At 69.5% G+C, this 24,774-nt stretch carries 22 protein-coding genes and 2 pseudogenes; 8 read left to right on the top strand and 16 right to left on the bottom strand.

All coding sequences use genetic code 11. From position 1 onward, the window contains the following. Positions 1-15: 15 nt before the first annotated feature. On the top strand, positions 16-1,197 hold the full coding sequence (locus tag OHA77_RS38995; RefSeq protein WP_406314288.1) for an MFS transporter: 1,182 nt from the start codon (positions 16-18) through the stop codon (positions 1,195-1,197). Between the two features lie 12 nt (positions 1,198-1,209). Here the strand turns inward: OHA77_RS38995 and OHA77_RS38990 are convergent, their stop codons facing one another. The 3 genes from OHA77_RS38990 to OHA77_RS38980 form a co-directional block, all read right to left on the bottom strand. Next, complete coding sequence (locus tag OHA77_RS38990; protein ID WP_406314286.1) at positions 1,210-1,974, bottom strand: TSUP family transporter; 765 nt, start codon at positions 1,972-1,974, stop codon at positions 1,210-1,212. Positions 1,975-2,280: 306 nt separating this feature from the next. After that, on the bottom strand, positions 2,281-2,454 hold the full coding sequence (locus OHA77_RS38985) for a hypothetical protein (RefSeq protein ID WP_406314284.1): 174 nt from the start codon (positions 2,452-2,454) through the stop codon (positions 2,281-2,283). Between the two features lie 199 nt (positions 2,455-2,653). Beyond that, complete coding sequence (locus tag OHA77_RS38980; protein ID WP_406314282.1) at positions 2,654-3,235, bottom strand: TetR/AcrR family transcriptional regulator; 582 nt, start codon at positions 3,233-3,235, stop codon at positions 2,654-2,656. Between the two features lie 104 nt (positions 3,236-3,339). Between OHA77_RS38980 and OHA77_RS38975 the strand changes: the two genes are divergently transcribed. Then, positions 3,340-4,251, top strand: a complete 912-nt coding sequence (locus OHA77_RS38975; RefSeq protein ID WP_406314280.1) for an NmrA family NAD(P)-binding protein — start codon at positions 3,340-3,342, stop codon at positions 4,249-4,251. Between the two features lie 219 nt (positions 4,252-4,470). On the opposite strand, the gene OHA77_RS38970 is transcribed toward OHA77_RS38975, so the two are convergent. From OHA77_RS38970 to OHA77_RS38945, 6 genes are all read right to left on the bottom strand, one after another. Continuing rightward, on the bottom strand, positions 4,471-5,481 hold the full coding sequence (locus OHA77_RS38970; protein WP_406314278.1) for a hypothetical protein: 1,011 nt from the start codon (positions 5,479-5,481) through the stop codon (positions 4,471-4,473). A 99-nt stretch (positions 5,482-5,580) separates the two neighbouring features. Then, positions 5,581-7,140 carry a glycoside hydrolase family 13 protein gene (locus OHA77_RS38965; protein ID WP_406314276.1) on the bottom strand — a complete coding sequence of 520 codons (1,560 nt, stop codon included), beginning with the start codon at positions 7,138-7,140 and terminating at the stop codon, positions 5,581-5,583. Positions 7,141-7,179: 39 nt separating this feature from the next. After that, a complete protein-coding gene (locus OHA77_RS38960) occupies positions 7,180-8,070 on the bottom strand; it encodes a carbohydrate ABC transporter permease (RefSeq protein ID WP_326823163.1) in 891 nt (296 codons plus the stop codon). Positions 8,071-8,182: 112 nt separating this feature from the next. Then, positions 8,183-9,040: a carbohydrate ABC transporter permease gene (locus OHA77_RS38955; protein ID WP_406314275.1), complete on the bottom strand. Its 858-nt coding sequence runs from the start codon at positions 9,038-9,040 to the stop codon at positions 8,183-8,185. A 131-nt stretch (positions 9,041-9,171) separates the two neighbouring features. Continuing rightward, a complete protein-coding gene (locus OHA77_RS38950; protein ID WP_406314273.1) occupies positions 9,172-10,545 on the bottom strand; it encodes an ABC transporter substrate-binding protein in 1,374 nt (457 codons plus the stop codon). A gap of 539 nt (positions 10,546-11,084) precedes the next feature. Further along, positions 11,085-11,714 carry a TetR/AcrR family transcriptional regulator gene (locus OHA77_RS38945; RefSeq protein ID WP_406314271.1) on the bottom strand — a complete coding sequence of 210 codons (630 nt, stop codon included), beginning with the start codon at positions 11,712-11,714 and terminating at the stop codon, positions 11,085-11,087. A gap of 124 nt (positions 11,715-11,838) precedes the next feature. Between OHA77_RS38945 and OHA77_RS38940 the strand changes: the two genes are divergently transcribed. The 3 genes from OHA77_RS38940 to OHA77_RS38930 all read left to right on the top strand — a co-directional run bounded on the left by OHA77_RS38940 (position 11,839) and on the right by OHA77_RS38930 (position 15,128). Further along, positions 11,839-13,263 (top strand): MFS transporter, encoded by a 1,425-nt coding sequence (locus OHA77_RS38940; RefSeq protein WP_406314270.1) that lies wholly within the window; start codon positions 11,839-11,841, stop codon positions 13,261-13,263. 110 nt (positions 13,264-13,373) lie between these two features. Continuing rightward, positions 13,374-14,753: an FAD-dependent oxidoreductase gene (locus OHA77_RS38935; RefSeq protein ID WP_406314269.1), complete on the top strand. Its 1,380-nt coding sequence runs from the start codon at positions 13,374-13,376 to the stop codon at positions 14,751-14,753. Positions 14,754-14,840: 87 nt separating this feature from the next. Beyond that, the gene (locus OHA77_RS38930) at positions 14,841-15,128 is read left to right on the top strand and encodes a Fe-S cluster assembly protein HesB (RefSeq protein WP_326823169.1); all 288 of its coding nucleotides are present in this window, start codon (positions 14,841-14,843) and stop codon (positions 15,126-15,128) included. 181 nt (positions 15,129-15,309) lie between these two features. On the opposite strand, the gene OHA77_RS38925 is transcribed toward OHA77_RS38930, so the two are convergent. The 5 genes and pseudogenes from OHA77_RS38925 to OHA77_RS38905 form a co-directional block, all read right to left on the bottom strand. Continuing rightward, positions 15,310-15,783: a hemerythrin domain-containing protein gene (locus OHA77_RS38925; RefSeq protein ID WP_406314266.1), complete on the bottom strand. Its 474-nt coding sequence runs from the start codon at positions 15,781-15,783 to the stop codon at positions 15,310-15,312. Between the two features lie 38 nt (positions 15,784-15,821). Next, entirely contained in the window at positions 15,822-17,003 is a 1,182-nt protein-coding gene (locus tag OHA77_RS38920; protein WP_406314264.1) for a zinc-dependent alcohol dehydrogenase, read from the bottom strand. A gap of 60 nt (positions 17,004-17,063) precedes the next feature. After that, on the bottom strand, positions 17,064-18,017 hold the full coding sequence (locus OHA77_RS38915; RefSeq protein WP_406314262.1) for an LLM class F420-dependent oxidoreductase: 954 nt from the start codon (positions 18,015-18,017) through the stop codon (positions 17,064-17,066). Positions 18,018-18,137: 120 nt separating this feature from the next. Continuing rightward, a pseudogene (locus OHA77_RS38910) lies at positions 18,138-20,454 on the bottom strand (phosphoketolase). Between the two features lie 196 nt (positions 20,455-20,650). Continuing rightward, complete coding sequence (locus OHA77_RS38905) at positions 20,651-20,935, bottom strand: DUF427 domain-containing protein (RefSeq protein WP_406314261.1); 285 nt, start codon at positions 20,933-20,935, stop codon at positions 20,651-20,653. 291 nt (positions 20,936-21,226) lie between these two features. On the opposite strand from OHA77_RS38905, the gene OHA77_RS38900 reads away from it, so the two are divergent. Continuing rightward, positions 21,227-22,276, top strand: a complete 1,050-nt coding sequence (locus tag OHA77_RS38900; RefSeq protein WP_406314259.1) for an NAD-dependent epimerase/dehydratase family protein — start codon at positions 21,227-21,229, stop codon at positions 22,274-22,276. Positions 22,277-22,457: 181 nt separating this feature from the next. Further along, a pseudogene (locus tag OHA77_RS38895) lies at positions 22,458-22,829 on the top strand (DUF72 domain-containing protein); the annotation flags it as partial. Positions 22,830-22,955: 126 nt separating this feature from the next. Here the strand turns inward: OHA77_RS38895 and OHA77_RS38890 are convergent. Continuing rightward, on the bottom strand, positions 22,956-23,777 hold the full coding sequence (locus tag OHA77_RS38890) for an RNA-guided endonuclease InsQ/TnpB family protein (protein WP_406314257.1): 822 nt from the start codon (positions 23,775-23,777) through the stop codon (positions 22,956-22,958). A 25-nt stretch (positions 23,778-23,802) separates the two neighbouring features. On the opposite strand from OHA77_RS38890, the gene tnpA reads away from it, so the two are divergent. After that, the gene (gene tnpA, locus OHA77_RS38885) at positions 23,803-24,231 is read left to right on the top strand and encodes an IS200/IS605 family transposase (protein WP_406319948.1); all 429 of its coding nucleotides are present in this window, start codon (positions 23,803-23,805) and stop codon (positions 24,229-24,231) included. 248 nt (positions 24,232-24,479) lie between these two features. Here tnpA and OHA77_RS38880 read toward each other — a convergent pair whose 3' ends face one another. Next, on the bottom strand, positions 24,480-24,722 hold the full coding sequence (locus tag OHA77_RS38880) for a WhiB family transcriptional regulator (RefSeq protein ID WP_406319947.1): 243 nt from the start codon (positions 24,720-24,722) through the stop codon (positions 24,480-24,482). Positions 24,723-24,774: the final 52 nt, after the last annotated feature.

Genomic DNA, 24,774 nt, shown 5'->3' with positions numbered 1-24,774 from the left:
GGAGCCCTCCCCCTCATGCACGTCACCACCCTCGACCGCGGCACACTCGTCCGCGGCCGGGTCGCGGTCTGCCTGCTCTTCATGCTGGCCGGCATGGCCATCGGCACCTGGACGGCCCGGATCCCCTCCATCAAACAAGGGCTGGAGCTGAGCGACGGCCGGCTCAGCCTCGGCCTGCTCGGCGTCGCCGCCGGGGCGATCACCGGCATGCAGGTGGTGGGCCGGCTGATCGACCGCTATGGCAGTGTCAGGGTGATGCTGCCCATGGCCTTCGCGCAGAGCGTGACCCTGGTCGTCCCCGCCTTCATGCCCAACCTCGTCACCCTGGCGATCGCGCTGTTCGCCTTCGGCGTGGTGCACGGCGTCCTCGACGTGGCGATGAACGCCAACGCCGTCGAGGTGGAGCAGGCCGCCGGACGACCGCTGATGTCCTCCTTCCACGCGGTCTTCAGCATCGGTGGATTCCTCGGCGCGGCCGCGGGCGGGCTGCTCGCGCATGCCGGACTGACCCCCGCGCCCACCTTCGCCATCGTGGCCGCCGTCATCGTCGCGCTGGCGCTGTGGGCCTCCCGCTGGGCGCTCACCCTCACCCCGGAGCCCGCCCGGGAGAGCGCCGCCGGCGGCACCGGCGGCACCGCGGGCAAGAACGGCGGGCTGCTGCTCCTGGGCGTGCTGGGGATCTGCTGCATGATCGGAGAAGGGGCCGCGGCGGACTGGAGCTCGGTCTACCTCCGTGACAACCTCGGCAGCTCGGCCGGGTTCGCCGCGGCGGCCTACGCCGCCTTCTCCATCATGATGACCGCCGGCCGTCTCGCCGGAGACCGGCTGACCACCCTCCTGGGCCCGGTGACGCTGGTGCGCGGCTGCGGACTGCTGGCCGCCTCGGGGCTCGGAGCCGCCCTGCTGATCGATCATCCGGTGGCCGGGGTCATCGGTTTCGGCTGCTTCGGTGCGGGGCTGTCGTGCATCGTCCCCCAGGTCTTCTCGGCCGCCGGACGCCGCGATCCGGCCCGCGCCGGGCAGGCTCTGGCCCGGGTGGCGAGCCTGTCCTACGTGGGCTTCCTCGCCGGTCCGGTGCTGATCGGCGGCCTGGCCGCACTCGTGGGACTGCCCCGTGCCCTGGCGGTTCCCGCGCTGCTGGCGGGTTTCGTCGCGGTGGCGGCGTTCGCGCTCAGGCCCGCGCGCTTTACAAAGTAGATCAGGAAATGGTCAGGAGAGGAACCGGTCGTACCCGAGCTTGGCCACCATCACGACCACCACGCAGAGCAGGACGGCGCGCACGAATCCCGCGCCCCGGCGCAGCGCCATCCGGGCGCCGAGCTGGGCCCCGACGATGTTGCAGACCGCCATGCCCAGTCCAAGCAGCCACAGCACGTGACCCTGATAGGCGAAGACGACCAGGGCGCCCAGATTCGTACAGGAGTTGATGATCTTGGAGTGGGCCGAGCCGGCCACGAAGTCCATGCCGAGGATCATGGTGAAGCCGATGATCAGGAAAGTGCCGGTGCCGGGCCCCAGGATGCCGTCATAGAAAGCGACGCCGACGCCGGTGACGGCGATCGCGGTCAGCTCCCGGGCCCGGGTGCGCAGATGGGGCCGGGGGTGGACACCGAAGGCCGGGCGGAAGGTGACGAACAGCGCCACCCCCAGCAAGATCACCATGATGAGCGGGGTGAGCACATCCTTGGAGATCGCCGCCGCCAACGACGCCCCGAGCCCGGCGGCGACCACCGCGGCCAGCCCGGCGGGCACCGCCACCCGCTTGTCGATCTTGGTGGTGCTCGCATAGGTCACGGCGGCCGACGCGGTGCCGAAGATGGCGGCGAACTTGTTGGTGGCCAGCGCCTGGACGGGCGAGAGTCCGGCCACGATGAGTGCGGGAAGCTGCAGCAGCCCTCCCCCGCCGACCACGGCATCCACCCACCCCGCGCCGGCTGCCGCAACGAGCAACAGGGCAATCTCCATCATGTCCACGCAAAACCCCCGAATTACGTATTCGCCGGGTAGATCGTACCGACACCTCCCCCGCCGGAGGGACGCGGTCCCTCCGCGGCGGGAGGGCGTCCGGCGGCGCTCCCTGAGACGATCGCGGCCGGCGCCTGGCCGTGCGCAACCGGCCCGCCCGGGAACTGCCCGACCCGGTCGGGCACGCGCTCAGCGTGGTGACGGGGCCTGAGCAGCAACCGAACGGCCAGTCACGTTAAGGAGCCCGGCGGACGCCTCTTATCGTGACCGGCCGTTCTGATGCGGATGGTCGTGGGATGGCTGGTAGAGCACCGGTCAGCCGATGAGGTTCACGGTGCGGCGGAAAGTGGCGGCGGCTTCCAGGTCCGCGAGGGTCCTGCGCCAGTCGGCGGTCTCGTCCTCGTCCATGTCGACCCCGTTCTGGGCGGCGAACTCAACGGCGTGCTCGGCGGTCTCGGCCAGCTTGTTCGGGACGGTGCCGGCGCTCATCCCGCCGCCATACCGGTGAGCTCGGGTAACCGACGTGCGCGTATTCGTGCGTGCTGCACGGGTAGCGGTCACCGTGAGTGGTGGCCTGAGGCATAGTGGACCCGGGTCTTGCCGGCTTCGGTGGCGACGCGGGCGGTGGTCTGGTCGTGGAAGCCGACCCCATGCTCCATTCGCCGAAGGCGACGAGACGGCGCCGCGGCTACGCACGAGCGGTAACCACCGATGGGCTCACCCCTGCCACCACCAGCCCCAGCAATCGCTCCGCCTCAGCCGCCGCGCCCGGATGGCGCTCCGTCGCCAGCGCGATGCCCGTGATCAGCGTGAGGAGGTCGGCTACGGCCACGCCAGGTGCTACCGCACCGGCCCGCTGGGCCCGCCGCAGCAGCGGCCCGCACGCCTTGATCAGCTTCGCCGAGCATGCGTTGTCACCGCCGTCCTCCGGGTCGAGCAGCCCCTCCTGAGTCAGCGCGAAAGCCATCCCCCGCGCCGAGGCGGCGTACGCGGCGAACGCGGCCAGCCACTCCAGCAGCGCCGCCCGCGCGTCAGCCATCTCGGCCAACTCGTCGGCACGGGTGCACAGGACCGCGATCCGCTCACGGAAGACCTCCTCCAGCAGCGCGCGGCGGCCGGGGAAGTGCCGTCGCACGGTGGCCGAGCCGACCCCCGCCGTGCGGGCGATCTGCTCCAAGGAGGCGTCGGCGCCGTGCGCGGCGACCTCCTCCATGGCCACGGCGAGGATGTGCTCGTAGTTGCGCCGGGCATCCGCACGCTGGGCGGACATCGCGTCACCTCCGGGTTTGCCTAAGTGGCGGGGGCCCTCATATATTACGGGCCATTAAATGGCGGGGCCCGCCACTTATCCGTATGCACTCCAGAGGAGCAGCCATGCCCATCGATCCCGCACCCGTCCTGGTCACCGGTGCCACCGGCCGACAGGGCGGCGCCACCGCCCGGGCCCTGCTCGCGGCGGGCGTCCCCGTACGCGCCCTGGTCCGCGACCCGACCACCGAGCGGGCCAGGTCCGTCGCGGCGCTCGGCGCCGCGCTGGTCACCGGCGACCTCGACGACCTCGACTCGGTACGCCGGGCCGCCGCCGGGGCGCGTGCCGTCTTCTCCGTCCAGATGCCCGACATGAACGACCTCCAGGGCGACTCCGAGTGGATCCAGGGGCGCAACCTGATCGACGGAGCGCGCGACGCAGGGGTGGCGCAGTTTGTGCATACCTCCGTCTCCGGCGCCGGACAGCACCGGAACGCACCCGGGTGGGCGGATGGCCGCTGGGCAGCGCAGGAGCACTACTACGAGACCAAGACGGCACTCCAGGACCGGGTCCGCGATGCGGGCTTCGAGCACTGGACGCTGCTCAAACCGGCGTTCTTCATGGAGAACTTCCTTATGGACTTCCTGTTCCCCCATGGCCCCGAGGGCGGAATCGTGACCGTCATCCAGCCCGCCAGCAAGATCCCCCTCATCGCCGTCGCCGACATCGGCACCGCTGCCGCGGCGGCCTTCGCCGCCCCGCAGCGGTTCCATACGGTCGAACTGGAGCTGGCGGGCGACCACTTGTCGATGACCCAGATCGCCGAGGTCCTCTCCAACGTCCTGGGGACCGAACTGACCGCGCCGTCCATGACGGCGGAGGAGGCCATCGCCGCCGGGATGCCGGAATGGACCGTTTCGCACGCGTGGTATAACGAGGCCGACCAGCCAGCCCGCCCCGCGTACGCCCGCGCGCTCGGCCTGCCGCTCACCGGCTTCGCAGAGTGGGCCGGGCAGCATCTGCGGCCCACGCTCTGACGCTGCCTAGACGGTTGACGTCACCATGGTCGGCGCGGGGCTAGACGGTTGACGTCACCATGGGCGGCGCGGGGTACGCAGCGCGGGCCGAGGCGGTCGCCGTCTCGGCCGTCTACTCGCATCGGAACGGCCAGTGACGATAAGAGGCGTCCGCCGGGTTCCTTAACAGTGACTGGCCGTTCGGTTGCCGCTCAAGCCCCGTGACCGGCCGGACGCCCCTCAGCGGGGCTCACCGTCGTCGAGCGGATCCCAGCCGTGGGCGTAGCGCAGCAGGGACCTGGCGAGGTCGGCGTGGCCGGCGGCCCACACGTCGTCGAACAGGAACCACTGCTGGTGACCGAAGAAGTCGTTCATGTGGACCGACATCTGGGCCAGGTGGCGGGAGTGGCGCACGAGGGACCTGCCGGGGTCGCGGCCCTGCTCCAGCCTGGCGGCCTCCAGCACCCGCAGGCAGGCGGCGTGCAGCGAACGGTGCTCGCCCATCGGGGCCGGCTCCGTCTCCGGCCACCGGTTGCAACGGCTCAGCGCCGGGCCGATCGTGTCCTCGGCGGGGGCGGTCAGCGCCCGCAGTGCCAGCAGCTCCCCCGGCCAGCCGCCCGCGCAGGGCTGGAGCGCGCGCAGGTGGCCGGCCAGCTCCGGCAGCCGCACGCCGGGAAAGGATCGCGGGACCAGTGCGCTGATGCTCTCGCTGTCGCAGAACGTCAGCAGGACCGCATAGGTGACGCCCTCTCCCCCGGCGCGGGCCGGTGCGAGCTCCTCGACCGGGACCGGCGAGGTGAACGGGCCGGGTGCCGCGCCGTCCGCGTCCTCGGGCAACGGCCAGCCGTCGTGCACCAGATAGGCCAGGCGATCCGCGCGGGTCCGCACGAGGGAGTCGTCGAGGAAGAAGTAGGCGAGCTCGACCTCGTCGTCGTCGGTCAGCACCCGCACGCTCAGCTCGTCCGCCCGCACCTCACCTTCGACGTACAGATGCCGCCGCAGGAGGTCACCGAGCTCCTGCCAGGTGCCGGGGGCCGCGAGTGCCTCCCGGCGGGCGGCCTCGAAGATCGAGCCCAACCCGTAGACGGGTCCGCCGAGCTCGGCCGTGATCCACGTCTCGGTGTCGTGCCCCTCCACCACGACGGCGGCCCAGCCGCGGCGGAACCAGTCGAGCACCGTGGCGTCGGGAAGACGGCGGACCCGCTTGCCGAGCGGGCCCTCGTAGTGGCTGCGGTAGACGAAGAGGGTCATGCCGCCAACCTCGCACAGACCTCCGACAGTCCCGGGCCGCCGGAGCGCCGAGCCGGAGCGCCGCGAGGTCGCACCGGGCGGCGCGACCTCGCGAGACGGTCAGGTCGTACGGAGCCACACGGCGGTGTCGGAGGGGAGCTCTCCGCCGTCGAGCGGTCCGCTGGCCAGCAGCACGGCGTTGTGGGGCGGGAGCCGTACCGGCTCGGGGCCGAGGTTGACCACGCAGGTGACACCTGACTCGCGGGTGAAGGCCAGCACCCCGGATGTGGTGTCGAGCCAATTCAGCGTGCCGTCGCCGAGCTCCTCCCGGCGCAGGCGCAGGGCCTCGCGGTAGAGGGAGAGCATGGAGGCGGGGTCACCCGCCTGGGCCTCGGCCGTCAGCCGCTTCCAGGCGGGCGGCTGCGGCAGCCACGGCTCACCGGCGCCGAAACCGAAGGGAGTCGCGTCTCCGGACCAGGGCAGCGGCACCCGGCAGCCGTCGCGGCCGGGGACGGTGTGTCCCGAGCGGCCCCAGATGGGGTCCTGGCGCAGCTCGCCGGGGATGTCGTCGACCTCGGGCAGCCCCAGTTCCTCGCCCTGGTAGACGTAGACGCTGCCGGGCAGCGCCATCGCCAGCAGCGCCGCCGCCCTGGCCCTGCGCTCGCCGAGCACGAGGTCGGACGGCGCTCCGTCACGGCGATCGCCGTGATCGAAGGAGGTGACCTCCCGGCCGTACTTCGTCACCGGACGCGGCACGTCGTGGTTGGACAGCACCCAGGTCGGCGGAGCGCCGACCGGAGCGTGGGTGGCCAGGGTGGTGTCGATCGAGCGGCGCAGCGCGACGGCGTCCCAGGCGCAGGCCAGGAAGTCGAAGTTGAACGCGGTGTGCATCTCGTCGGGCCGCAGGTAGAGGGCGAACCTCTCCTGGTCGGGCAGCCACACCTCGCCGATCAGGATCCGCTCGCCGTACTCGTCGGCGACCTGCCGCCAGGCGCGGTAGATGTCGTGCACCCCGTCATGATCGGTGTAGGACTCCTCGACGCTGCCGAAGTCCTTGAGCAGCACGGCCGCCGAGTCGATCCGGATGCCGTCCACGCCCCGGTCGAACCAGAACCGCAGCACGTCGTGGAACTCCTGCACGACCTCCGGGTTGGTCCAGTTGAAGTCGGGCTGCTCGGGAGCGAACAGGTGCAGGTACCACTCACCGTCGGCCACCCGGGTCCAGGCCGGGCCACCGAAGATCGACTGCCAGTCGTTCGGCGGCAGCTCTCCGTGCTCGCCCCTGCCGGGCTGAAACCAGAACCGCCCGCGCTCGGCGGAACCGGGCCCGGCCGCCAGCGCCTGGACGAACCACTCCTGCTGGTCGGAGCCGTGGTTGGGCACGATGTCGATGATCGTCCTGATGCCGAGGGCGTGCGCCTCCTCGATGAACTTCTCCGCTTCGGCGAGGGTGCCGAAGGACGGTTCGATGTCGCGGTAGTCGGCCACGTCGTAGCCGCCGTCGGCCATCGGCGAGGGATACCAGGGGTTGAGCCAGATCGCGTCGACTCCCAGGTCGGAGAGGTACGGCAGGCGCGCCCGGAGACCGGTGAGGTCGCCGACGCCGTCACCGTTGCCGTCTGCGAAACTCCGCAGGTAGACCTGGTAGATCGCGGCTCCCCGCCACCACGTTGCAGACATGCTGGGACAACTCCTTGCGGTTGAGGGTGGGTGACGAGGTCAGCCCTTGAGGCTGCCGGCGGTCAGGCCGGCCATGATGCTGCGCTGGAAGACGAAGAAGACGATGATGGCCGGAAGGCTCGCGATGACCAGTGCGGCGATGAGGACGTTCTGCGGCATCTGGGCCGACAGCGAGGCGATCCCGACGCTGATCGACATGTTCTCGCTGTCCGGCAGCACGAGCAGCGGCCAGACGAAATCCTTCCAGACGGTGACCACCGAGAGAATGGACACCACGCCGATGATCGGCCGGGAGACCGGCAGCACGATCGACCACAGGATGCGGACCGCGGAGGCGCCGTCGATCTGGGCGGCTTCCAGCAGTTCTCTGGGGATCGAGTCGAAGAAGCGCTTGAGCAGGAAGATGTAGAACCCGTTGGCGGCGGCGGGCAGCCAGATCGCCCACGGCGTGTTCAGCAGGTCCCAGCCGAAGATCGGCAGATCCTTGACCGTCAGGTAGGCGGGCAGCAGGATGACCATCGGCGGGATCATCAGCGTGGCCAGCATCAGGCCCAGCACCAGGTTGCCCAGCACGGGCCGCAGCTTGGACAGGGCGTAGGCGGCCGTGACGTCGATGGCCAGCGTGAACAGCAGGGCACCGCCGGCGTACAGCAGCGTGTTGCCGAGGAACCGGCCCAGGTTGAGCTGGTCCCACGCCTCGGCGTACACCCCGAAGTCGAGCGAGGTGGGGAGGAAACCGGGCGGTATCTGGGCGAGCTCCTCGGGCGTCTTCAGCGCGCCGGTGATCATCCAGTAGAGCGGGAAGACGAAGGCCGCGGTGAAGCTCACCACCACCACGACCAGGACGATCCAGTAGATCACCCGGCCGCGGGGGGACTTCAGCGTGTGCGGGGAGACCACTCCGCGGAACTGCGGTGCGTGCTCCTTCACGCGGCGCCTGCGCGGGCCGTGCCCGCCCTTGGCCGGCGCGGAACCCGGCCGTGGGGCAGGGGCCGGGCGGCTCGGTTGAACGGTGGCGTTCGACATGGGTGCTGCTGCCTCCCTAGCTCTGGTTGTCCCGCGAGATGCGCAGGTAGAAGGCGGAGAACACCATCAGTACGACCATGAGCATCAGCCCGAGCGCGCCGCCGGCGCCGAAGTCCCCGAAGTTGAAGGCGTACTGGTACATCAGGTAGGCGACGGTGAGCGTCGCGTTCTCCGGGCCGCCACCGGTCAGCAGGTACGGCTCGATGAAGACCTGCATGGTCGCGACGATCTGCAGCAGCAACATCACCAGCAGGATCAGCTTGGTCTGCGGGATCGTGACGTGCCAGACCCGCTTGAAGAGCCCGGCGCCGTCCAGCTCGGCGGCCTCGTACAGCTCACCCGGGATGCTCTGCAGGGCGGCGAGGTAGATCAGGGTCCCGGTGCCCAGATTCATCCAGGTGGAGACGATGACCAGGGAGATCAGCGCGGTGTCGGCGGAGTCCAGCCAGCTCAGCGCCGGGATGTGCGCCAGGTCCAGGATCTGGTTGAACAGGCCCGCACCCGGGTCGTAGAACCACTTGAACAGCAGCACGCCGACGGCCGGCGGCAGCATCACCGGCAGGTAGACCACGAACCTGAGGTACGCCTTGGCGTGCCGCAGCTCGTTGAGGACGATCGCCGCCACGAACGGGACGACGTATCCGAAGACGAGCGCCAGACCGGTGAACGCGGCGGTGTTGAGCCAGGCGTCGACGAACGCCGAGTCCTCGATCACCGTGCGGAAGTTGTCCAGCCCGACCCAGGTGGGATCGTCGACGAAGTTCGTCTGCTGGAAGCTGAGCAGGATCTCCCGCACCATCGGGTACCAGGAGAAGAACGCGAAGCAGATCAGCGCCCCGCAGAGGAAGCCGTACGCCGTGAGGTTACGCCGCACGCCGCGCCGGAACCCCCCCGGTGTCCGGCGCCGGGATCCCTTCACGGTCATTGTGGTCATCCGTTGACTTCCGATCTCGACGTGACTGGCGGGGTGCCGGCCTGCCGGTCGGCACCCCGGGTATCAGAGGATCAGCTGGACTTGGCCAGCACCTTGTTGGCCTTCGCCTCGGCATCGGCGAGCAGCTTGTCGATGTCGGCGTCCTGCCTGGTCAGCACCGCCGACATCGCCACGTCGAGGATGGCGTAGAGCTCCTGGGCCCTGGGCGGCTCGATCTTGTTCTGGATCGTCGTGGAGGCCTCCGCGTAGGGGGCGAAGTGCTCCACCGGCACGGTGGCGAACTTCTTGCGCGTCTCGACGATCTGCTTGCCGGGGGCGGCGTCGCCGTACAGGTCCGGGGTGGGGAGACCGACCGGACGGCCCTGGCTCTTGTTCCGCTCGTAGTTGAACTGTCCCTGGTCCGGAGTCAGCTCGTGGAACTCCAGCCAGAGGAGGCCGGCCTTGATCTGCTCGGGCGTCGCCTTGGGGTTGAACATGTAGCCGTCGCCGCCGCTGAGCGAGGCCTTGGCCTCCGGAAGCGCCGCCACGCCGTAGTCGTCGAACTTGCCCTTGAAGTCGTTGTTGACCGACTGGACGACGTCGGGAGCGCCGATCATCATGCCGAGCTTGCCGCCGCCCATCATGCGCATCAGGTCCTCCCACTGCAGGAGCTGCTTGGCGCCCATGCTGTTGTCGGTCCAGCGCATCTGCTTGAGGTTCTCCAGCACGGCCTTGCCCTCGGGGCTGTTGAAGGCGGCCGTCTTGCCGTCGGGGCCGACCATCTCGCCGCCGCGGCCGTACAGGGAGGCGGTGAAGTGCCAGCCGCCGGTGTTGCCGGCGCTGTACTCGCCGAAACCGACGTAGCCGGGGCCGAGCCCGGCGATCTTCTTGGCCGCGGCCTGTACCTCGGCCCAGGTCTTGGGCGGGGTGTCGGGGTCCAGGCCGGCCTGGGTGAACAGCTTGCGGTTGTAGACCAGACCCGTCGAGTAGTTGGTCCTGGGCAGGCCGTAGGTCTTCTCACCGCTCTTGAAGACGCTCATGACGTCGGGGCGCAGGTCGCCCAACTTGGTGACACCGCTGACGTACGGGCTGATGTCGGCGGCCTGACCCGCCGCGACGATCTTCTGGATGTCGGTGAAGTAGACGTAGAAGACGTCCTCCATCGTGCCACCGGCCAGCTTGGCCTGGAAGGTGTCGGGGTTGATGCAGGGGAAGGCGTCCTTGCTCTCGATGGTGATGTTCGGGTGCAGCTTCTGGAAGGCGGCGACGTCCTCGTCCCACGCCGTGCGCTCGAGCGGGTTGCTCTTGGGCGGCTGGCAACCCACGGTGATCGTGACCGGGGCGTCGGCGGCCACGGTACCCGGCTTGGTGTCAGCAGGCTTGGCGCTGCCGCTGTCACTGCCGCAACCTGCGGCGGTGAGGACGATGCCCGCGGCGAGCAACATCGAGAGGTTGCGGGGTTTCACAGAGGGACTCCTTGGCGGGTCGGTTGCGAGAAACATATAGAGGCGTGCATGGGCTAGCAAGAGGCCGTCATACATGATGCAAAAAAGTGACAGTGAGCTAACCGCCACCACCCCGCAACGCCCTTGCAACAGAAATGACATGGATTGACCTGCGACAACGCACCCGTTGCGACAGACGCCGCCGACGGTTTGCAGACATCCGACCGATGACGTCATTTTCTTGCCATGGTTTCTGGCGGCGGGACGTACGGCAGCCGGAACGCGCCCGCCGAGCCGACCGGCGGGCGGAGGCGCTACCGGGGGTTCAGCCAAGCTGGTGGCAGACCCCGCATCGCATCGTGAACAGGCACCGCATGGGGGGTGCGGCGCCGGCAGGGGTCGCGGGATCGCCTGATCGCCGGCAGAGGCCGGTGATCAGGTCGCGATGAGAGAGGTTGTCAGCGGGGTCGCCAGGTGGTGCCGCCGGGCGGGGTCGTGGTCGGCGAGTGCGGCGACGGCCGGCTTCGGTGCCGATGTCGACGTGGACGGCCCGGCTGCGGTCAGGGGGCCAGGGCGGGTGGTTCGCCGGGGAGGGTGCCGGGATCGGGGATGCGCAGGCCGTCCAGGACGACCTGGAGGTTGCGGTCCCACTGGCGGGCGCCCGCCTGGAGGCCCAGGGTGTGGGGTCCGGTGGACGCGGCGACCATGAGGAACGCCACGTCTTCCCAGGTCACGTCCGTACGCATCGATCCGGCCTGCTGGGCTCGCTCCGTCAGGAGCTGGATGCGGTCGCGCAGCTCGGCTCGGGAGTGGTCCAGAACGTCGCCGACGCGCTTGTTGACGTCGCACAGCTCGTTGCGAAGGTGAATGTAGGAGAGGGCGAACGTCGTGAAACCCGACCAGGGGTCCGGATCGGCCAACCCCTCGTCGCCCTTGGCGACGATCTCCCCCAGCACCTCGCCCAGGACCGCCTCGAGCAGGGCCTCGAGGGAGCCGACCCGGCGGTAGAACGTGCCGATGCCCACACCGGCGCGGCGCGCGATCTCGTGGGCGGTGATCTCGCCGCCCTCGACGGCGACCTGACGGGCGGCGACGACGAGGCGTTCCAGGTTGCGCCGGGCGTCGGCGCGCGGACGCCGGCCCGAACCGTCGTCCAGGAGCCGGTCCACCGCAGGTGCTGCTGGTGTCATGCGGCCAGCTTAGCAAAAGCGGAGTGATCTGGTCCGATTTAAGTGGACAAGTGGCGTCCGGTTGCACTAGCGTCTGGATCCGGACGCATGGCGTCCATTTAATTCCGGAAACGCGAGGTCGATCATGTCCAAGATCCCGTCAGGCGCGATGAAGATCACGGCGTTGGCCGCCGGGTTCGTCATGGCGAGCCTGGACACCACCGTGATGCAGGTTGCCGGGGCCACGATCCAGGAACGCCTGCACGCCTCCCTCTCCCAGCTCACCTGGGCCGTGGACGGCTATGTCCTCACCTTCGCCGCCCTGCTGATGCTGGCCGGCGGCCTGGCGAACCGGGTGGGCGCGAGACGGGTCTACATGTGGGGCATGGCGGTCTTCGGTGTCGCGTCGCTGGTCTCCGCGCTGGCACCGGGCATCGAGGTCCTGATCGCGGCGCGGCTCCTCCAGGGGGCCGGGGCCGCACTGTTCATGCCGAGCTCGCTCGCCCTGCTGGTGCGGGCCTTCCCGGACGCGCGCGAACGCACCAAGGTGCTGGGCGTCTGGTCGGCGATCGTCTCCTCGTCCATGGCGCTGGGCCCGACGGTCGGCGGCGCCATGGTCGGCGCGTTCGGCTGGCCGAGCATCTTCCTGATCAATCTACCGATCGGTATCGCGGGCATGCTCCTCACCCGCCGGCACATCGCCGGGGCCGGAGGGGACGCCCAGCCGCTGGCGGCTTCCGGACACGCCGCCGTCATCGTCGGACTGGCCGGCATCAGCTTCGCGCTGATCGAGGGACCGCAGCTCGGCTGGACCGCGGCCCCGGTGATCGGCGCCCTCGCCGCCGCGGCACTCGCCACCGTCCTGCTCATCGGCCGCGAGCGCCGGACGGACAACCAGGTGATGCCCTGGACGCTGTTCCGCAGCGCCGGATTCGCCGGCGCCAACGCCATCGGCTTCCTGTTCAACGCCGCGTTCTACGGCTCGCTCTTCATGATTGGCCTGTACTTCCAGCACGCCCGCGGCGCGAGCCCTCTCCAGGCCGGGCTGGAGATCCTGCCCCTGACGATCTTCATCCCGGTCAGCAACATCGTCTTCGCCCGCATCTCCGGGCGAGTCGCGGCCGGTCCGCTCCTGGCTGTCTCCTTCCTGGTCGCGGGGGGCGCCTCGCTGGCCCTGGTCGCCCTGTCACCCTCCACCCCGTACTGGATGCTGGCCGTCGCCCTCGGCCTGACCAGCATCGCGGGCGGCATCATCTCCCCCGCCATGACGGCGGCCATGATGAACGCGGCGGGCACCCGGCACGCCAACACCGCCGGTTCGGTCCTCAACGCCAACAGGCAGATCGGCTCTCTCATCGGCATCGCCACCATCGGCGCCGTCCTGGCCGTCATCCCCGGTTGGACCGCCGGAGCGGCCCTCTCGTTCCTCCTCGTCGGCGCCGCCTACATCGCCGGGGCCCTGATCGCCTGGCGCCTCATCCACCTGCCCGAACGCCGCGAAGCCACTGCCGCGACCGCGGCCGCCACGTCCGGACCGGCCCCCGAGCCGCAACCCTGCCACGCCCGGTAGGCGTCGGCCGGCCGCTCGGCCCGGCGGACCAGGATCAGCTCATGGCGGGTTTCCGGCATACCTTGGCCGGATCCCTGCTAACCGGAGCCGGAAGGGGAAGGGGCCGGACCATGACGGAACGACTGGTGGTCATCGGCGGCGACGCCGCCGGAATGAGCGCGGCATCACAGGCACGGGACCGGCGCGACCCACAGGACCTGCGGATAGTCGCCTTCGAGAAAGGCGCGCACGCCTCCTACTCCGCGTGCGGGATCCCCTACCTCGTAGGTGGGGAGGTGCCCGACGCCGAGACGCTGGTCGCCCGCAGGCCCGAGGTCTTCCGCGACGAGCTGGCCATAGACCTGCGGCTGCACAGCGAGGTCACCGAGATCGACCTCGACCGCCGCTCGGTGGCCGTGCGCGACCACCGGGACGGCCGCGATTACCGGGAGCCGTTCGACCAGCTCGTCATCGCCACCGGAGGCCTGCCCAACCGTCCCGACCTGCCCGGGGCGCAGGCCGAGGGCGTGTACGGCGTGCAGACCCTGGACGACGGCGAGGCACTGCTGCGGGCCCTGGAGTCCGGGCATCCGCGCAGCGCGGTGGTGGTCGGCGGCGGATACATCGGCCTGGAGATGGCCGAGGCACTGGTACGGCGGGGCCTGGAGGTATCACTCATCGACGCCGGCGAGCAGCCGATGAGCACGCTCGACCCGGACATGGGCGCCCTGATCGCCGACGCCCTGCGCGACCTGGGGGTCAAGGTGCTCCTCGGTGAACCCGTCGAGGGCTTCTCCGAGGCCGCGGGGCGGGTCACCGGGGCTCACACGGCGGGCCACGACGTGCGGGCGGACCTGGTCGTCCTCGGGCTCGGCAGCCGCCCGAACACCGCGCTGGCCGCCGCGGCCGGCGTACCCGTGGGCGAGACCTCGGGGATCAGGACCGACCGGCGGATGCGCACCTCCGTCGAGGGGGTCTGGGCGGCCGGCGACTGCGTGGAGACCTTCCATCTGGTCTCCCGCCGCCCGGTCGCGATCGCGCTCGGCACCCATGCCAACAAACAGGGGCGGGTCGCGGGCATCAACATCGGCGGAGGGTACGCCGGTTTTCCCGGCGTCGTCGGGACGGCGGCGTCGAAGGTGTGCGAGTACGAGGTGGCGCGCACCGGCCTGACCACGGCCGAGGCGGCACAGGCCGGCTTCGAGACGGTCGAGGAGATAGTGAAGTCCACCACGCGCGCCGGTTACTATCCCGGCTCGCGCGAGATACGGACCAAGGTGATCGCCGACCGCCGGACCGGCCGGCTCCTGGGCGCCCAGATCGTCGGGCAGGAAGGGGCGGCCAAGCGCATCGACGTCCTGGCCGTGGCCGTATGGCACGAGATGACCGTGCAGGACATGACCGGGCTCGACCTGGCGTACGCTCCCCCGTTCTCCCCGGTGTGGGATCCCGTTCTGATCGCCGCGCGCAAGGCCGCCGAACGCGTCGAACGGCTCAGCGGGCACGACTGATCCCCCATCTGCCCAGGAGATGGTTGGGCCGCTTCAGAGCGGGCAAGGGCGTAGAAATCCCAACCCCGATCCCGACAAGGAGTCACAATGCTTACATTGACGGACACCGCAGCCCAGGTGATCCGGGACCTCAGCTCCCAGGTGACGGACTCCACCGATACAGGTGTCCGCATCTCCTCGCAGGCTGACGGCACAGGATCCCTTCTGCTCTCGGTCGTGGACGGCCCGGAATCCAACGACAAGGTGGTCGAGACGGAAGGAGCGAAGATCTTCCTGGACGCCGCCGCCGCGGACATGCTCGACGACAAGTCCCTGGACGCGGACATCGACGAAGGCGGCTCGGTGGCATTCCTGGTCACCGAGCAGCGTCCCTGACACGGACCCCCGGGTGAGACACCGGGGAAACGCGCGGCCCCGGCCTCCATGAGGCCGGGGCCGCCTGCGTGCCGGGCCGGTGCGAAAGTCCGGCCGGCGACTCCCCGCCGCGCTCCGGCCGCCGGAAGTCCTTCCGGGCGGCTCACTCCTGCGGAGCGAACCGCCCGGGGGCGTGGCGCCGCTACGCGGAGGCGCTGCTCACCGCGAGCGGATCACCGGGCGCCTGGGACTTGGCCTTCTCCATCCGCTCGCCGATCTCCTGGAGCCGGTTGCGCCCCATCGCCTCCCGCACCTGCGGGAACCACTCCTCTTCCTCCTCCTCCACGTGATGGCGCACGTTCTCCATCAGCACGGTGACCTTGGCGTCGAACCGCTCGTCCCGAGGGTCCATCTCCTTGAGTTCGGAGAGCATCCAGACCACCACATGGTGCTCCTCCACACTCTCCAGGATGTGATCCGTGGTGTCGGGAGCGCCCTCACGGGCGGCCGGATAGAAGATCTCCTCCTCGATGTAGGTGTGCGTGACAAGCTCATCGATGATCTTGTCGACGATGTCCCGCTTCTTCTTGTAGGCGCCGTCCCCGGCCTTCTCGAACTCCTTGAACAACTTCTCGACGGTCTTGTGGTCGTCCTTGAGGAGAACGATGGCATCCATGTGTTCCGCGTTCCTTCCGGTGGACTCTCGTCGTACGGTCAGGGGTTGAGCAGGACCTTTATGGCCCCGTCCTGCTTCTTCTGGAAGATCTCGTAACCGTGCGGGGCCTGCTCCAGCGGCAGCCGGTGGGTGGCCAGGTCCATGACCCCGAGCGGGTCGGAGTCGTCGGTCACCAGCGGCATCAGGTCGTCGATCCAGCGCTTGACGTGGGCCTGACCCATCCGCAGGGTGATCCCCTTGTCGAACATCTTCAGCATCGGCATCGGATCGGCCATGCCTCCGTAGACGCCGGAGATCGAGACCGTGCCGCCGCGCCGTACCGTCTCGATGGCCTGGCCGAGCGCGGCCAGCCGGTCCACGCCCGCGGTGGACATCAGCGGGGCGGCGAGGGCGTCGGGCAGTATCCCGGTGACCGTCTGGGCGAGCTTGGCGACCGGAGAGCCGTGCGCCTCCATGCCGACCGCGTCGATGACCGAGTCGGGACCCCGGCCACCGGTCAGCCCGCGGATCGCATCGGGAACGTCGTCGGTCACCGAGGCGTCCAGCACCTCCACACCGTGCCTGCGCGCCATCGCGAGCCGTTCCTGCACCCCGTCGACGCCGATGACCCGGTAGCCGCGGTGCTTGGCGATCCTGGCGGACATCTGCCCGATCGGCCCCAGGCCGAAGACCGCGACGGTCCCGCCGTCCGGGACGTCGGCGTAGGCGACCGCCTGCCAGGCGGTGGGCAGCACATCGGACAGGTAGACGAACCGCTCGTCCGGCGGCCCCTGGGGGACCTTGATCGGGCCGAACTGGGCCTGCGGAACCCGCAGGTACTCCGCCTGCCCGCCCGGCACCTCGCCGTACAGCCTGGTGTAGCCGAACAGGGCGGCGCCCATGCCGTGGTCGCGGACCTGGGTGGTCTCGCACTGGGCGAACAGCTTCATCCCGCACATGTGGCAGTGGCCGCAGGAGATGTTGAACGGGATGACGACCCGGTCGCCGGGCTTGATGTGGGTGACCTCCGCGCCGACCTCCTCCACGATGCCCATCGGCTCGTGGCCGAGGATGTCACCCGGTCCTATGAAAGGTCCCAGGACCTCGTACAGGTGCAGGTCGGACCCGCAGATGGCGGTAGTGGTGATCTTGACTATCGCGTCGGTCGGTTCCTTGATCGACGGATCGGATACCTCCTCGACCCTTACGTCGCGCTTTCCGTGCCAGGTGAGAGCCCTCATGGTCTTCTCCTCTCCGGATGGTTCCCGACGGCCGGCACCCGTTTCGGGTGGACGTGCCGCTCAGCGCACGCGCGGCAGGACCTCCTTGGCGTAGAAGTCGAAGAAGGCGTCCTGCTCCTCGCCGATCTGGCTGATGTAGATCTCGGTGAAGCCCGCGTCGACGTACTCCCTGATCGCCTGCGCGTGGACCTCGGGATCGGGCCCGCAGGGCGTCGAGGCGGTCGCCTCCTCCTCGGTCACCATCTCGGCGAGCTGCTCGAAGTGCCTGGGCAGCGGCAGCAGTTGGGACGCCTCGCCCTTGATGCCCTGGGTGGGCCAGAGCCGGTGCACGGTCTTGCGCGCCGAGGCCTCGTCGGCGGCGTAGCAGACCTTCAGGCCACCCTGCGTCGGCTTGCCCTCTCCCCCGGCCTCGCGGAACTTCCGTACCAGGTCGGCGCTCGGGCCGGTGCAGATGTAACCGTCGGCGATCCGCCCAGCCAGGTCCACCGCCTTGTCCCCGAACGCGGACATGTAGACCGGCGGAGGCTCGTCCGGAAGCGTGTACAGCCGGGCGTTGTCGACGTTGTAGTGGACGCCGCGGCGGGTCACCAGCTTGCCGCTCCACAGCTCGCGCATCAGCTCGACCGCCTCCTCCAGCATCTCCAGGCGTTCCGACGCCGGAGGCCAGCGAGAGTCGAGGATGTGTTCGTTCAGGGCCTCGCCGGTGCCCACGCCGAGCTGGAACCGGCCACCGGTCAGCACCGCGCTGGTCGCGGCGGCCTGGGCGATGATCGCGGGGTGGATGCGCACCAGCGGACAGGTCACCGCGGTGGTGACGGGCAGCGGGGTGGCTTCGGCCAGCGCGCCGATCACCGACCAGACGAACGGACTGTTGCCCTGGACGTCCAGCCACGGGTGGAAGTGGTCGGAGATCCACAGTGCCTCGAACCCCGCCTGCTCGGCGCGTCCGGCCTGCCGTACGAGCTCCTTGGGGTCGTGTTCCTCACTGGACAAGAAGTATCCGAACGTGGCCATGTTCGCCTCCTCGTGGGCATGTGAGCTGCACTGATGCCCTCCATACCCACTGTGCCGGACTCAAACGGATCACTTTCGGCGGACCGTCTCCGGCCGCGGCCCGTCAAGATTCGGCGCGGCTCAGTACGGCCAGGCCCAGTCGCGGATCTCCACGGGATCCTCGCCGTACTCGCGGGTGTGGGCGCGGGCTCTCAGCCGCTCGTCCTCCATGTGCTGGCGCAGGTGCGCGGCCTTGACGCCGAGGCCGGGCACCCGGTCGACGACGTCCATCACCAGGTGGAAGCGGTCGATGTCGTTGAGCATGGCCATGTCGAACGGCGTGGTGGTGGTCCCCTCCTCCTTGTAGCCGCGCACATGGATGTTCTCGTGGCCGTGCCGCCGGTAGGTGAGCCGGTGGATCAGCCAGGGATAGCCGTGGAAGTTGAAGATGATCGGCTTGTCGGAGGTGAACACGGTGTCGAACTCGGCGTCGGACATGCCGTGCGGATGCTCCGACGGGGGTTGCAGCCGCATCAGGTCGACGACGTTGACCACCCGGACTCTCAGCTCGGGAAGATGCTCGCGCAGCAGCGCGGCGGCGGCGAGCGTCTCCAGCGTGGGCACGTCACCGGCGCAGGCCAGCACCACGTCGGGCTCGGTCCCCGCGTCGCTGGAGGCCCACTCCAGAATGCCCAGGCCCCGGGTGCAGTGCGCGATGGCCTCGTCCATCGGCATCAGGTCGAGCACCGGCTGCTTGCCGGCCACGACGAGGTTGACGTAGTCGCGTGAGCGCAGGCAGTGGTCGGCGACCGAGAGCAGGGTGTTGGCGTCCGGCGGCAGGTAGGCCCGCACCACCTCGGGCTTCTTGTTCATCACCACGTCGAGGAAGCCCGGGTCCTGGTGGCTGAAGCCGTTGTGGTCCTGGCGCCACACGTGCGAGGACAGCAGGTAGTTGAGCGAGGCCACCGGCCGCCGCCAGGGGATCTTCTTCGACGACTCCAGCCACTTCGCGTGCTGGTTGAACATCGCGTCGATGATGTGGATGAACGCCTCGTAGCAGTTGAACAGGCCGTGGCGGCCGGTCAGCAGATAGCCCTCCAGCCACCCCTGGCACAGGTGCTCGCTGAGCACCTCCATGACTCGCCCGTCCTGGCCCAGGTTCTCGTCGGTCGGCAGCGTCTCGGCGTCCCAGGCGCGGTCGGTGGCCTCGAACACCGCCGACAACCGGTTGGAGGCGGTCTCGTCGGGGCCCATCAGCCGGAAGGTGTCAGGGTTGGCGGTGATGACGTCGCGCAGGAAGCGGCCCAGGACCTTGGTGGGCTCGCTCGACTGCACGGCGGATGACTTGACTTCGACGGCGTAGTCGCGGAAGTCGGGAAGTATGAGCGGTTTGAGCAGCTCACCGCCGTTGGCGTGCGGGTTGGCGCTCATCCGGAGCGGACCGTCGGGCACCGTGCGCAGGATGTCCTCGACGGGCCGCCCCAGGTCGTCGAAGAGCTCCTCGGGCCGGTAGGAGCGCATCCACTCCTCCAGCATGGCCCGGTGGTCGGCGTTCTGGCGGACCCCGGAGAGCGGCACCTGATGGGACCGCCAGGTGCCCTCCACCGGGAGGCCGTCCACCACGCGCGGGCCGGTCCAGCCCTTTGGGGGTGCGCAGCACGATCATCGGCGGACGCTCCGCGCGGCCGTCCTTGAAGGCGGCGATCTCGTCGAAGACCTCGTCGAGCGTCTCGGCCATCAGCGGGTGCATGCGGGCCGGGTCGTCGCCGGAGACGATGTGCGGCCGGTAGCCGTATCCCTCGATGAGCTTGACCAGCTCGTCTTCGGGAATGCGGGCCAGCACGGTCGGGTTCGCGATCTTGTAGCCGTTCAGGTGCAGGATCGGCAGGACCACACCGTCGCGCTCGGGGTTGACGAACTTGCCGGAGTGCCAGCTGGCGGCCAGCGGCCCGGTCTCCGCCTCACCGTCGCCGATCACGCAGGCCACCACCAGGTGCGGGTTGTCGAAGGCGGCGCCGTAGGCGTGGGCCAGTGAGTAGCCGAGCTCGCCGCCTTCGTGGATCGAGCCGGGCGTCTCGGGTGCGACATGGCTGGGGATGCCGCCCGGGAAGGAGAACTGCCGGAACAGCCGCTGCATGCCTTCGGCATCCTGCGATACATCCGGGTACTTCTCGGTGTAGGAGCCCTCCAGCCAGGAGTGGGCCACCGCCGCCGGGCCACCGTGGCCGGGCCCGGCGATGTAGATCATGTCCTGGTCGCGCTCCCGGATGATCCGGTTGAGGTGCGCGAAGCAGAAGTTCAGTCCCGGAGTGGTGCCCCAGTGCCCGAGCAGCCGGGGCTTGATGTGCTCGGCGGCCAACGGCTCGGTCAGCAGCGGGTTGTCCAGCAGGTAGATCTGGCCGACCGACAGGTAGTTGGCCGCCCGCCAGTAGGCATCGACGTGCGCGAATGCTTCCATACCTCGGACAGTTCCTCCGGGGCGGGATTCAAACCCCAAAACCGCCGACTCTCTGAGGCCGTCGCGGGGAGACGGCCCTGCGAGCCGCCGAGGCCGGGACCGCCGGAGCGGGCACGCCGGATGACCGGCGCCAGAACCGGGGCGGCGCCGGTCGGCACCGGCGTCCGCCCGTCGGCGGTCGGTGGCCGCGGGGACCTCAGCCGGTGACCTCCACACCCTTCCAGAAGGCCACGTGGTCCTTGATCTGGGCGGCCTCGGGCTTGGGGTCCGGGTAGTACCAGGCGGCGTCGGGGTTGTCCTCGCCGTCGACCTGCAGGGTGTAGTAGCTCGCCGTTCCCTTCCAGGAGCAGACCGTGGTGGTCTCCGACGGCCGCAGATACTGCGAGGACACCGATTCAATGGGGAAGTAGTGGTTGCCCTCGACGATCCGGGTGTCGTCGCTCTCCGCGATGATCTCGCCGTTCCAGCGCGCAGTTGCCATACCCCAAGGCTGGCACATCCACGTTCTCCGCGCGCACCGGACTCCTCTCCGCGACAGGCGGGGCCGGACGACCCGGCCGGCGCCACGCCGCGGCGTACGGCCGCGCCACGGGCACGCAGCCCGCCGGGACGGCTCCGGCCGCCGCGGTGTGCGGACCTCTGGACCCGCGCCGGCACCGAAATCTCCCGACACCGCCGGCCGGTCCCGACGGGACGGTCCGGGTGCGGGCACCGTACGGCAAAGCCATGGCCGCCGGTGGTTCGACGGCCATGCCACGGGAACGCGTTATCCATGCGTGTAGTAGTCATCGGTGCGAGTGGGAACGTGGGCACGAGCGTGGTGTCGGCCCTCGTGTCCGATCCGTCCATCACCTCCGTTGTGGGCCTGGCCCGCCGGGTGCCGGACTGGCATCCGGAGAAGACCACCTGGCGGGCCGTGGACGTCTCCGGCGACGACCTGGCGCCCCACCTCTCCGGAGCGGACGCGGTGATCCATCTGGCCTGGCTGTTCCAGCCCACGCGTGACCCGGTGGCGACCTGGCGGGCCAACGTCCTGGGCAGCGACCGGGTCTTCGCGGCCGCGGCGGAGCAGAACGTCCCCGTCGTGGTCCACGCCTCGTCGGTGGGCGCCTACTCTCCGGGGCCGAAGGACCGGCCCGTCACCGAGGACTGGCCCACCCACGGCTGGCCCGGCGCCGCCTACGGCCGGGAGAAGGCATACGTGGAACGCCTGCTCGACGTGTTCGAGCGGGACCACCCCGGCATCAGGGTGGTGCGGCTGCGCCCCGCCTTCATCTTCAAACGGGAGGCGGCGACCGGGCAGCGGCGGCTGTTCGGCGGGCCGCTCGTCCCCCAGCGGCTGGTACGGCCGAAACTGATCCCCTTCGTTCCCGACACCCCCGGACTCACGTTCCAGGCGGTCCACAGCGAAGACGCCGCAGAGGCCTTCCGGCTGGCGGTCACCCGGCCGGTGTCGGGCGCCTTCAACATCGCCGCCGACCCCGTGATCGAACCATCGGTGCTGGCAGAGCTGCTCGGCGCCCGGCTGGTCCCCGTCTCCGGCTGGGCCCTGCGGAACACCGCGGCACTCGCGTGGCATCTGCATCTGGTCCCGGCCGCGCCCGCCCTGGTCGACATGGTGCTGACCATGCCGGTCATGGACGTCACCCGCGCCCGTACCGAACTCGGCTGGCAACCGCGCCACACGGCGGTCGACGCGTTGACGGAACTGCTGGAGGGGCTGCGCGCCTCGGCGGGCATGGACACCCCGCCGCTGTCGACCGAGACCGGCGGCCCCGCACGGGTCGGCGAGCTGGCGAGCGGGATCGGACAGCGGCCGTAGGGACCGCAGGAGAAGGACCGGCACCCGCGGAGTCATCGCCGCGGAGGTGACAGCCTCTTCCGGGAGGGCAGGAATGCCGGCATGACGGCACAGCCCATGCTGGACGGGATCACCTGGCCGGCCCCGAGCACCGGAGATCACCGAGGAGGTCTGGCAGCGCTTCCTCGGCGCACTCGGGCCGTTGCACGAGGCCGGAAAGCTGGGAGCCGTGCTTTTCCAGTTCCCTCCGTGGTTCCCGATCGGGCGGGACAACAGGCGATACATCCTCGAATACGTACGGCGCTGCAGTCCCATGCGCATCTGCGTCGAGTTCCGCAACCGCACCTGGATGGAGCAGGAGAACCGCGCCGAAACCCTCGGCTTCCTCGCCTCGCACGACATCCCCTACGTCTGCGTCGACATGCCCCAGGGGCACCCGTCGTCGATCCCGCCGATCCTGGCCGCGACCTCCGACCTCGCCGTGGTCCGTCTGCACGGCCACTCCGACAGATGGACCAGCAAGAAGATCGAAGAGCGGTTCGCCTACCTGTACTCCGAGGAGGAACTCAGGCGGTGGGCGGACCGGATCGGCGAACTCGCCGGACAGGTCTCGCTCACCCACGTGCTCGTCAGCTTCTCGGCCGTAAACGACCGAGCTTGCAGCTCCTCGCCGTCGATGGCTTCGACGGTCCGGTCCGCGTCAGGCAGCGTGACTCACTGCCCAGCCCGTCTCGCCGCGTGCGGCGATGTTCCGGGCTGCGTTGACGTCGGCGTGCTCAGCGAAACCGCACAACGTACAGGAGAAGGTGGCCTGGTCAGGCCGGTTGCGCTTGTCCACATGCCCACAGTGCGAGCACTGCTGTGAGGTGTAGGCCGCATCCACGAGAATCACCGCCACCCCTGCCCGGACCGCCTTATAGGCGATGAAAGCTCCGAGCTGGTGGAAACTCCAGGAGTGCAGCATGACCCGCTGGGGCTTGCGAAGCCGTACCCGTTCGCGGATGCCCTGGAGATCCTCCAGAGCGATCCCGCGCCCGGTGCGTTCCGCCTCGGTCACGATGCTTTTGGCGATGATGTGGTTGACGTTCGCGGCGAACCGCGCCTCGCTACGACGCCGCCGTTTCAGCAGCCGCTTGGCGGACTTGGTCTGCTTGGCCTGCAGGCACCGGTCGTCATACGGCTGGGCCGCCAGCGATCGGAAGGAGATCGGCTGGGCTTCGATTGTGACCCGACGCGGCGATCCGGGCCTGCCCAGGTTCCCGGCGGCCAGGTTGGCATGCAGAGTGCGATAGGCGTCGCACACCTTCTTGATCACATGCTGGGCGGCCTGGGCGGCCAGCCCGAACTCGGTCTTGATCCGGTCGTAGGTGTGCTTGCGCAGGTCGAAGGTGCGGAAACAGTGGTGCTGGAACGCCAGTGCCGCGACCAGATTCGCCGCTCGGTTGGCGGCGTCCAGGGTGGCTTCCAGCGCCGCTGCCTGCTGCGGCGTCGGCAGGAGCCTCACCTGCACCACCTGTTTCACAATTGAACACACTACCGTCAGGTCCCTGTCACCGCGCTGGGAACCCAACCGCCGGTATCAGGCGGGCCGTAGCGTGGCCTACAGCCTGCATGCGCATTTGGTCTTCACGCCCAAGTACCGGCGCAAGGTGTTCACCGACGAGATCCTGCGCCGCCGCGAAGACATCATGATCGAGGCGTGCGACAGCTTCGGTGCCACGCTGGTGGAGTTCAACGGCGAGCACGACCATGTCCACCTGCTCGTGCACTATCCGCCCAAGGTGGCGCTCTCGACTCTGGTCACCTCTCTCAAGGGCGTCTCGGCGCGGCTGCTACGCAAGGAGTTTCCGCCCCACATCCGCCGGCATCTGTGGCGCGGCCATTTCTGGTCCCCCTCGTATTTCGCCGCGTCCTGCGGCGGGGCACCCCTGTCGATCATCAAGGAGTACATCGAGAACCAGAAGCGGCCCGGCTGAGCCACCCCCAGAGACCGACTGTCAGAGCACCGCTCGGGCCTGGGGGCCTCCCGCGCTGTCGCTTCCCCCCGGGCGTAAACGCCCGGGGTCCCACGCCAGATCACGCTGAACAACTGCTGCGGGGACAACTCCCAGCGCAACGCGGCGCGGCTCGCCGTCTTACTCGGCGCGTCCGGGACGGGACGGAGCCCCGGCCGGGGTTGAGGCGGCCCCGCGCAGGCGATCCCGCCCGCACGGGAGGAGAGACATCACCTGGCTCCGCGTTTCATCCCCGCCATGGCGCCCCTGCGCTCGTCGGGGGTGGTGCCTCCCCACACGCCGTACAACTGGTGGGTGTTCAGGGCGTAGTCCAGGCAGCGCAACCGGACCGGGCAACGGCGACAGACGGCCTTGGCCTGTTCGTACTGCTCCCGGCCCGGCCCCTCGGTGGAGACGGGAAAGAAGAGCTCGGGGTCCTCGCTGAGGCATGAGGCACGGCGGGACCAGTGAATGATGGGAATGACATTGCCCTGGATAGACATATGCGGGATCCAATGAAAGGGA

It is taken from the genome of Streptosporangium sp. NBC_01639 (genome assembly GCF_045209755.1).
GTDB lineage: Bacteria > Actinomycetota > Actinomycetes > Streptosporangiales > Streptosporangiaceae > Streptosporangium.
The sequence above is the reverse complement of the archived record's forward strand: the minus strand, read 5'-3'. Positions and strand labels throughout refer to the sequence as shown.

Coding starts and splice junctions, on each gene's coding strand:
- OHA77_RS38945 (WP_406314271.1), bottom strand. CDS start 11,714: ATGACACCAGCAGCACCTGCGGTGGACCGGCTCCTGGACGACGGTTCG.
- OHA77_RS38905 (WP_406314261.1), bottom strand. CDS start 20,935: ATGGCAACTGCGCGCTGGAACGGCGAGATCATCGCGGAGAGCGACGAC.
- OHA77_RS38965 (WP_406314276.1), bottom strand. CDS start 7,140: ATGTCTGCAACGTGGTGGCGGGGAGCCGCGATCTACCAGGTCTACCTG.
- OHA77_RS38980 (WP_406314282.1), bottom strand. CDS start 3,235: ATGTCCGCCCAGCGTGCGGATGCCCGGCGCAACTACGAGCACATCCTC.
- OHA77_RS38920 (WP_406314264.1), bottom strand. CDS start 17,003: ATGAGGGCTCTCACCTGGCACGGAAAGCGCGACGTAAGGGTCGAGGAG.
- OHA77_RS38940 (WP_406314270.1), top strand. CDS start 11,839: ATGTCCAAGATCCCGTCAGGCGCGATGAAGATCACGGCGTTGGCCGCC.
- OHA77_RS38930 (WP_326823169.1), top strand. CDS start 14,841: ATGCTTACATTGACGGACACCGCAGCCCAGGTGATCCGGGACCTCAGC.
- OHA77_RS38995 (WP_406314288.1), top strand. CDS start 16: ATGCACGTCACCACCCTCGACCGCGGCACACTCGTCCGCGGCCGGGTC.
- OHA77_RS38985 (WP_406314284.1), bottom strand. CDS start 2,454: ATGAGCGCCGGCACCGTCCCGAACAAGCTGGCCGAGACCGCCGAGCAC.
- OHA77_RS38925 (WP_406314266.1), bottom strand. CDS start 15,783: ATGGATGCCATCGTTCTCCTCAAGGACGACCACAAGACCGTCGAGAAG.
- OHA77_RS38970 (WP_406314278.1), bottom strand. CDS start 5,481: ATGACCCTCTTCGTCTACCGCAGCCACTACGAGGGCCCGCTCGGCAAG.
- OHA77_RS38935 (WP_406314269.1), top strand. CDS start 13,374: ATGACGGAACGACTGGTGGTCATCGGCGGCGACGCCGCCGGAATGAGC.
- OHA77_RS38975 (WP_406314280.1), top strand. CDS start 3,340: ATGCCCATCGATCCCGCACCCGTCCTGGTCACCGGTGCCACCGGCCGA.
- OHA77_RS38900 (WP_406314259.1), top strand. CDS start 21,227: ATGCGTGTAGTAGTCATCGGTGCGAGTGGGAACGTGGGCACGAGCGTG.
- OHA77_RS38915 (WP_406314262.1), bottom strand. CDS start 18,017: ATGGCCACGTTCGGATACTTCTTGTCCAGTGAGGAACACGACCCCAAG.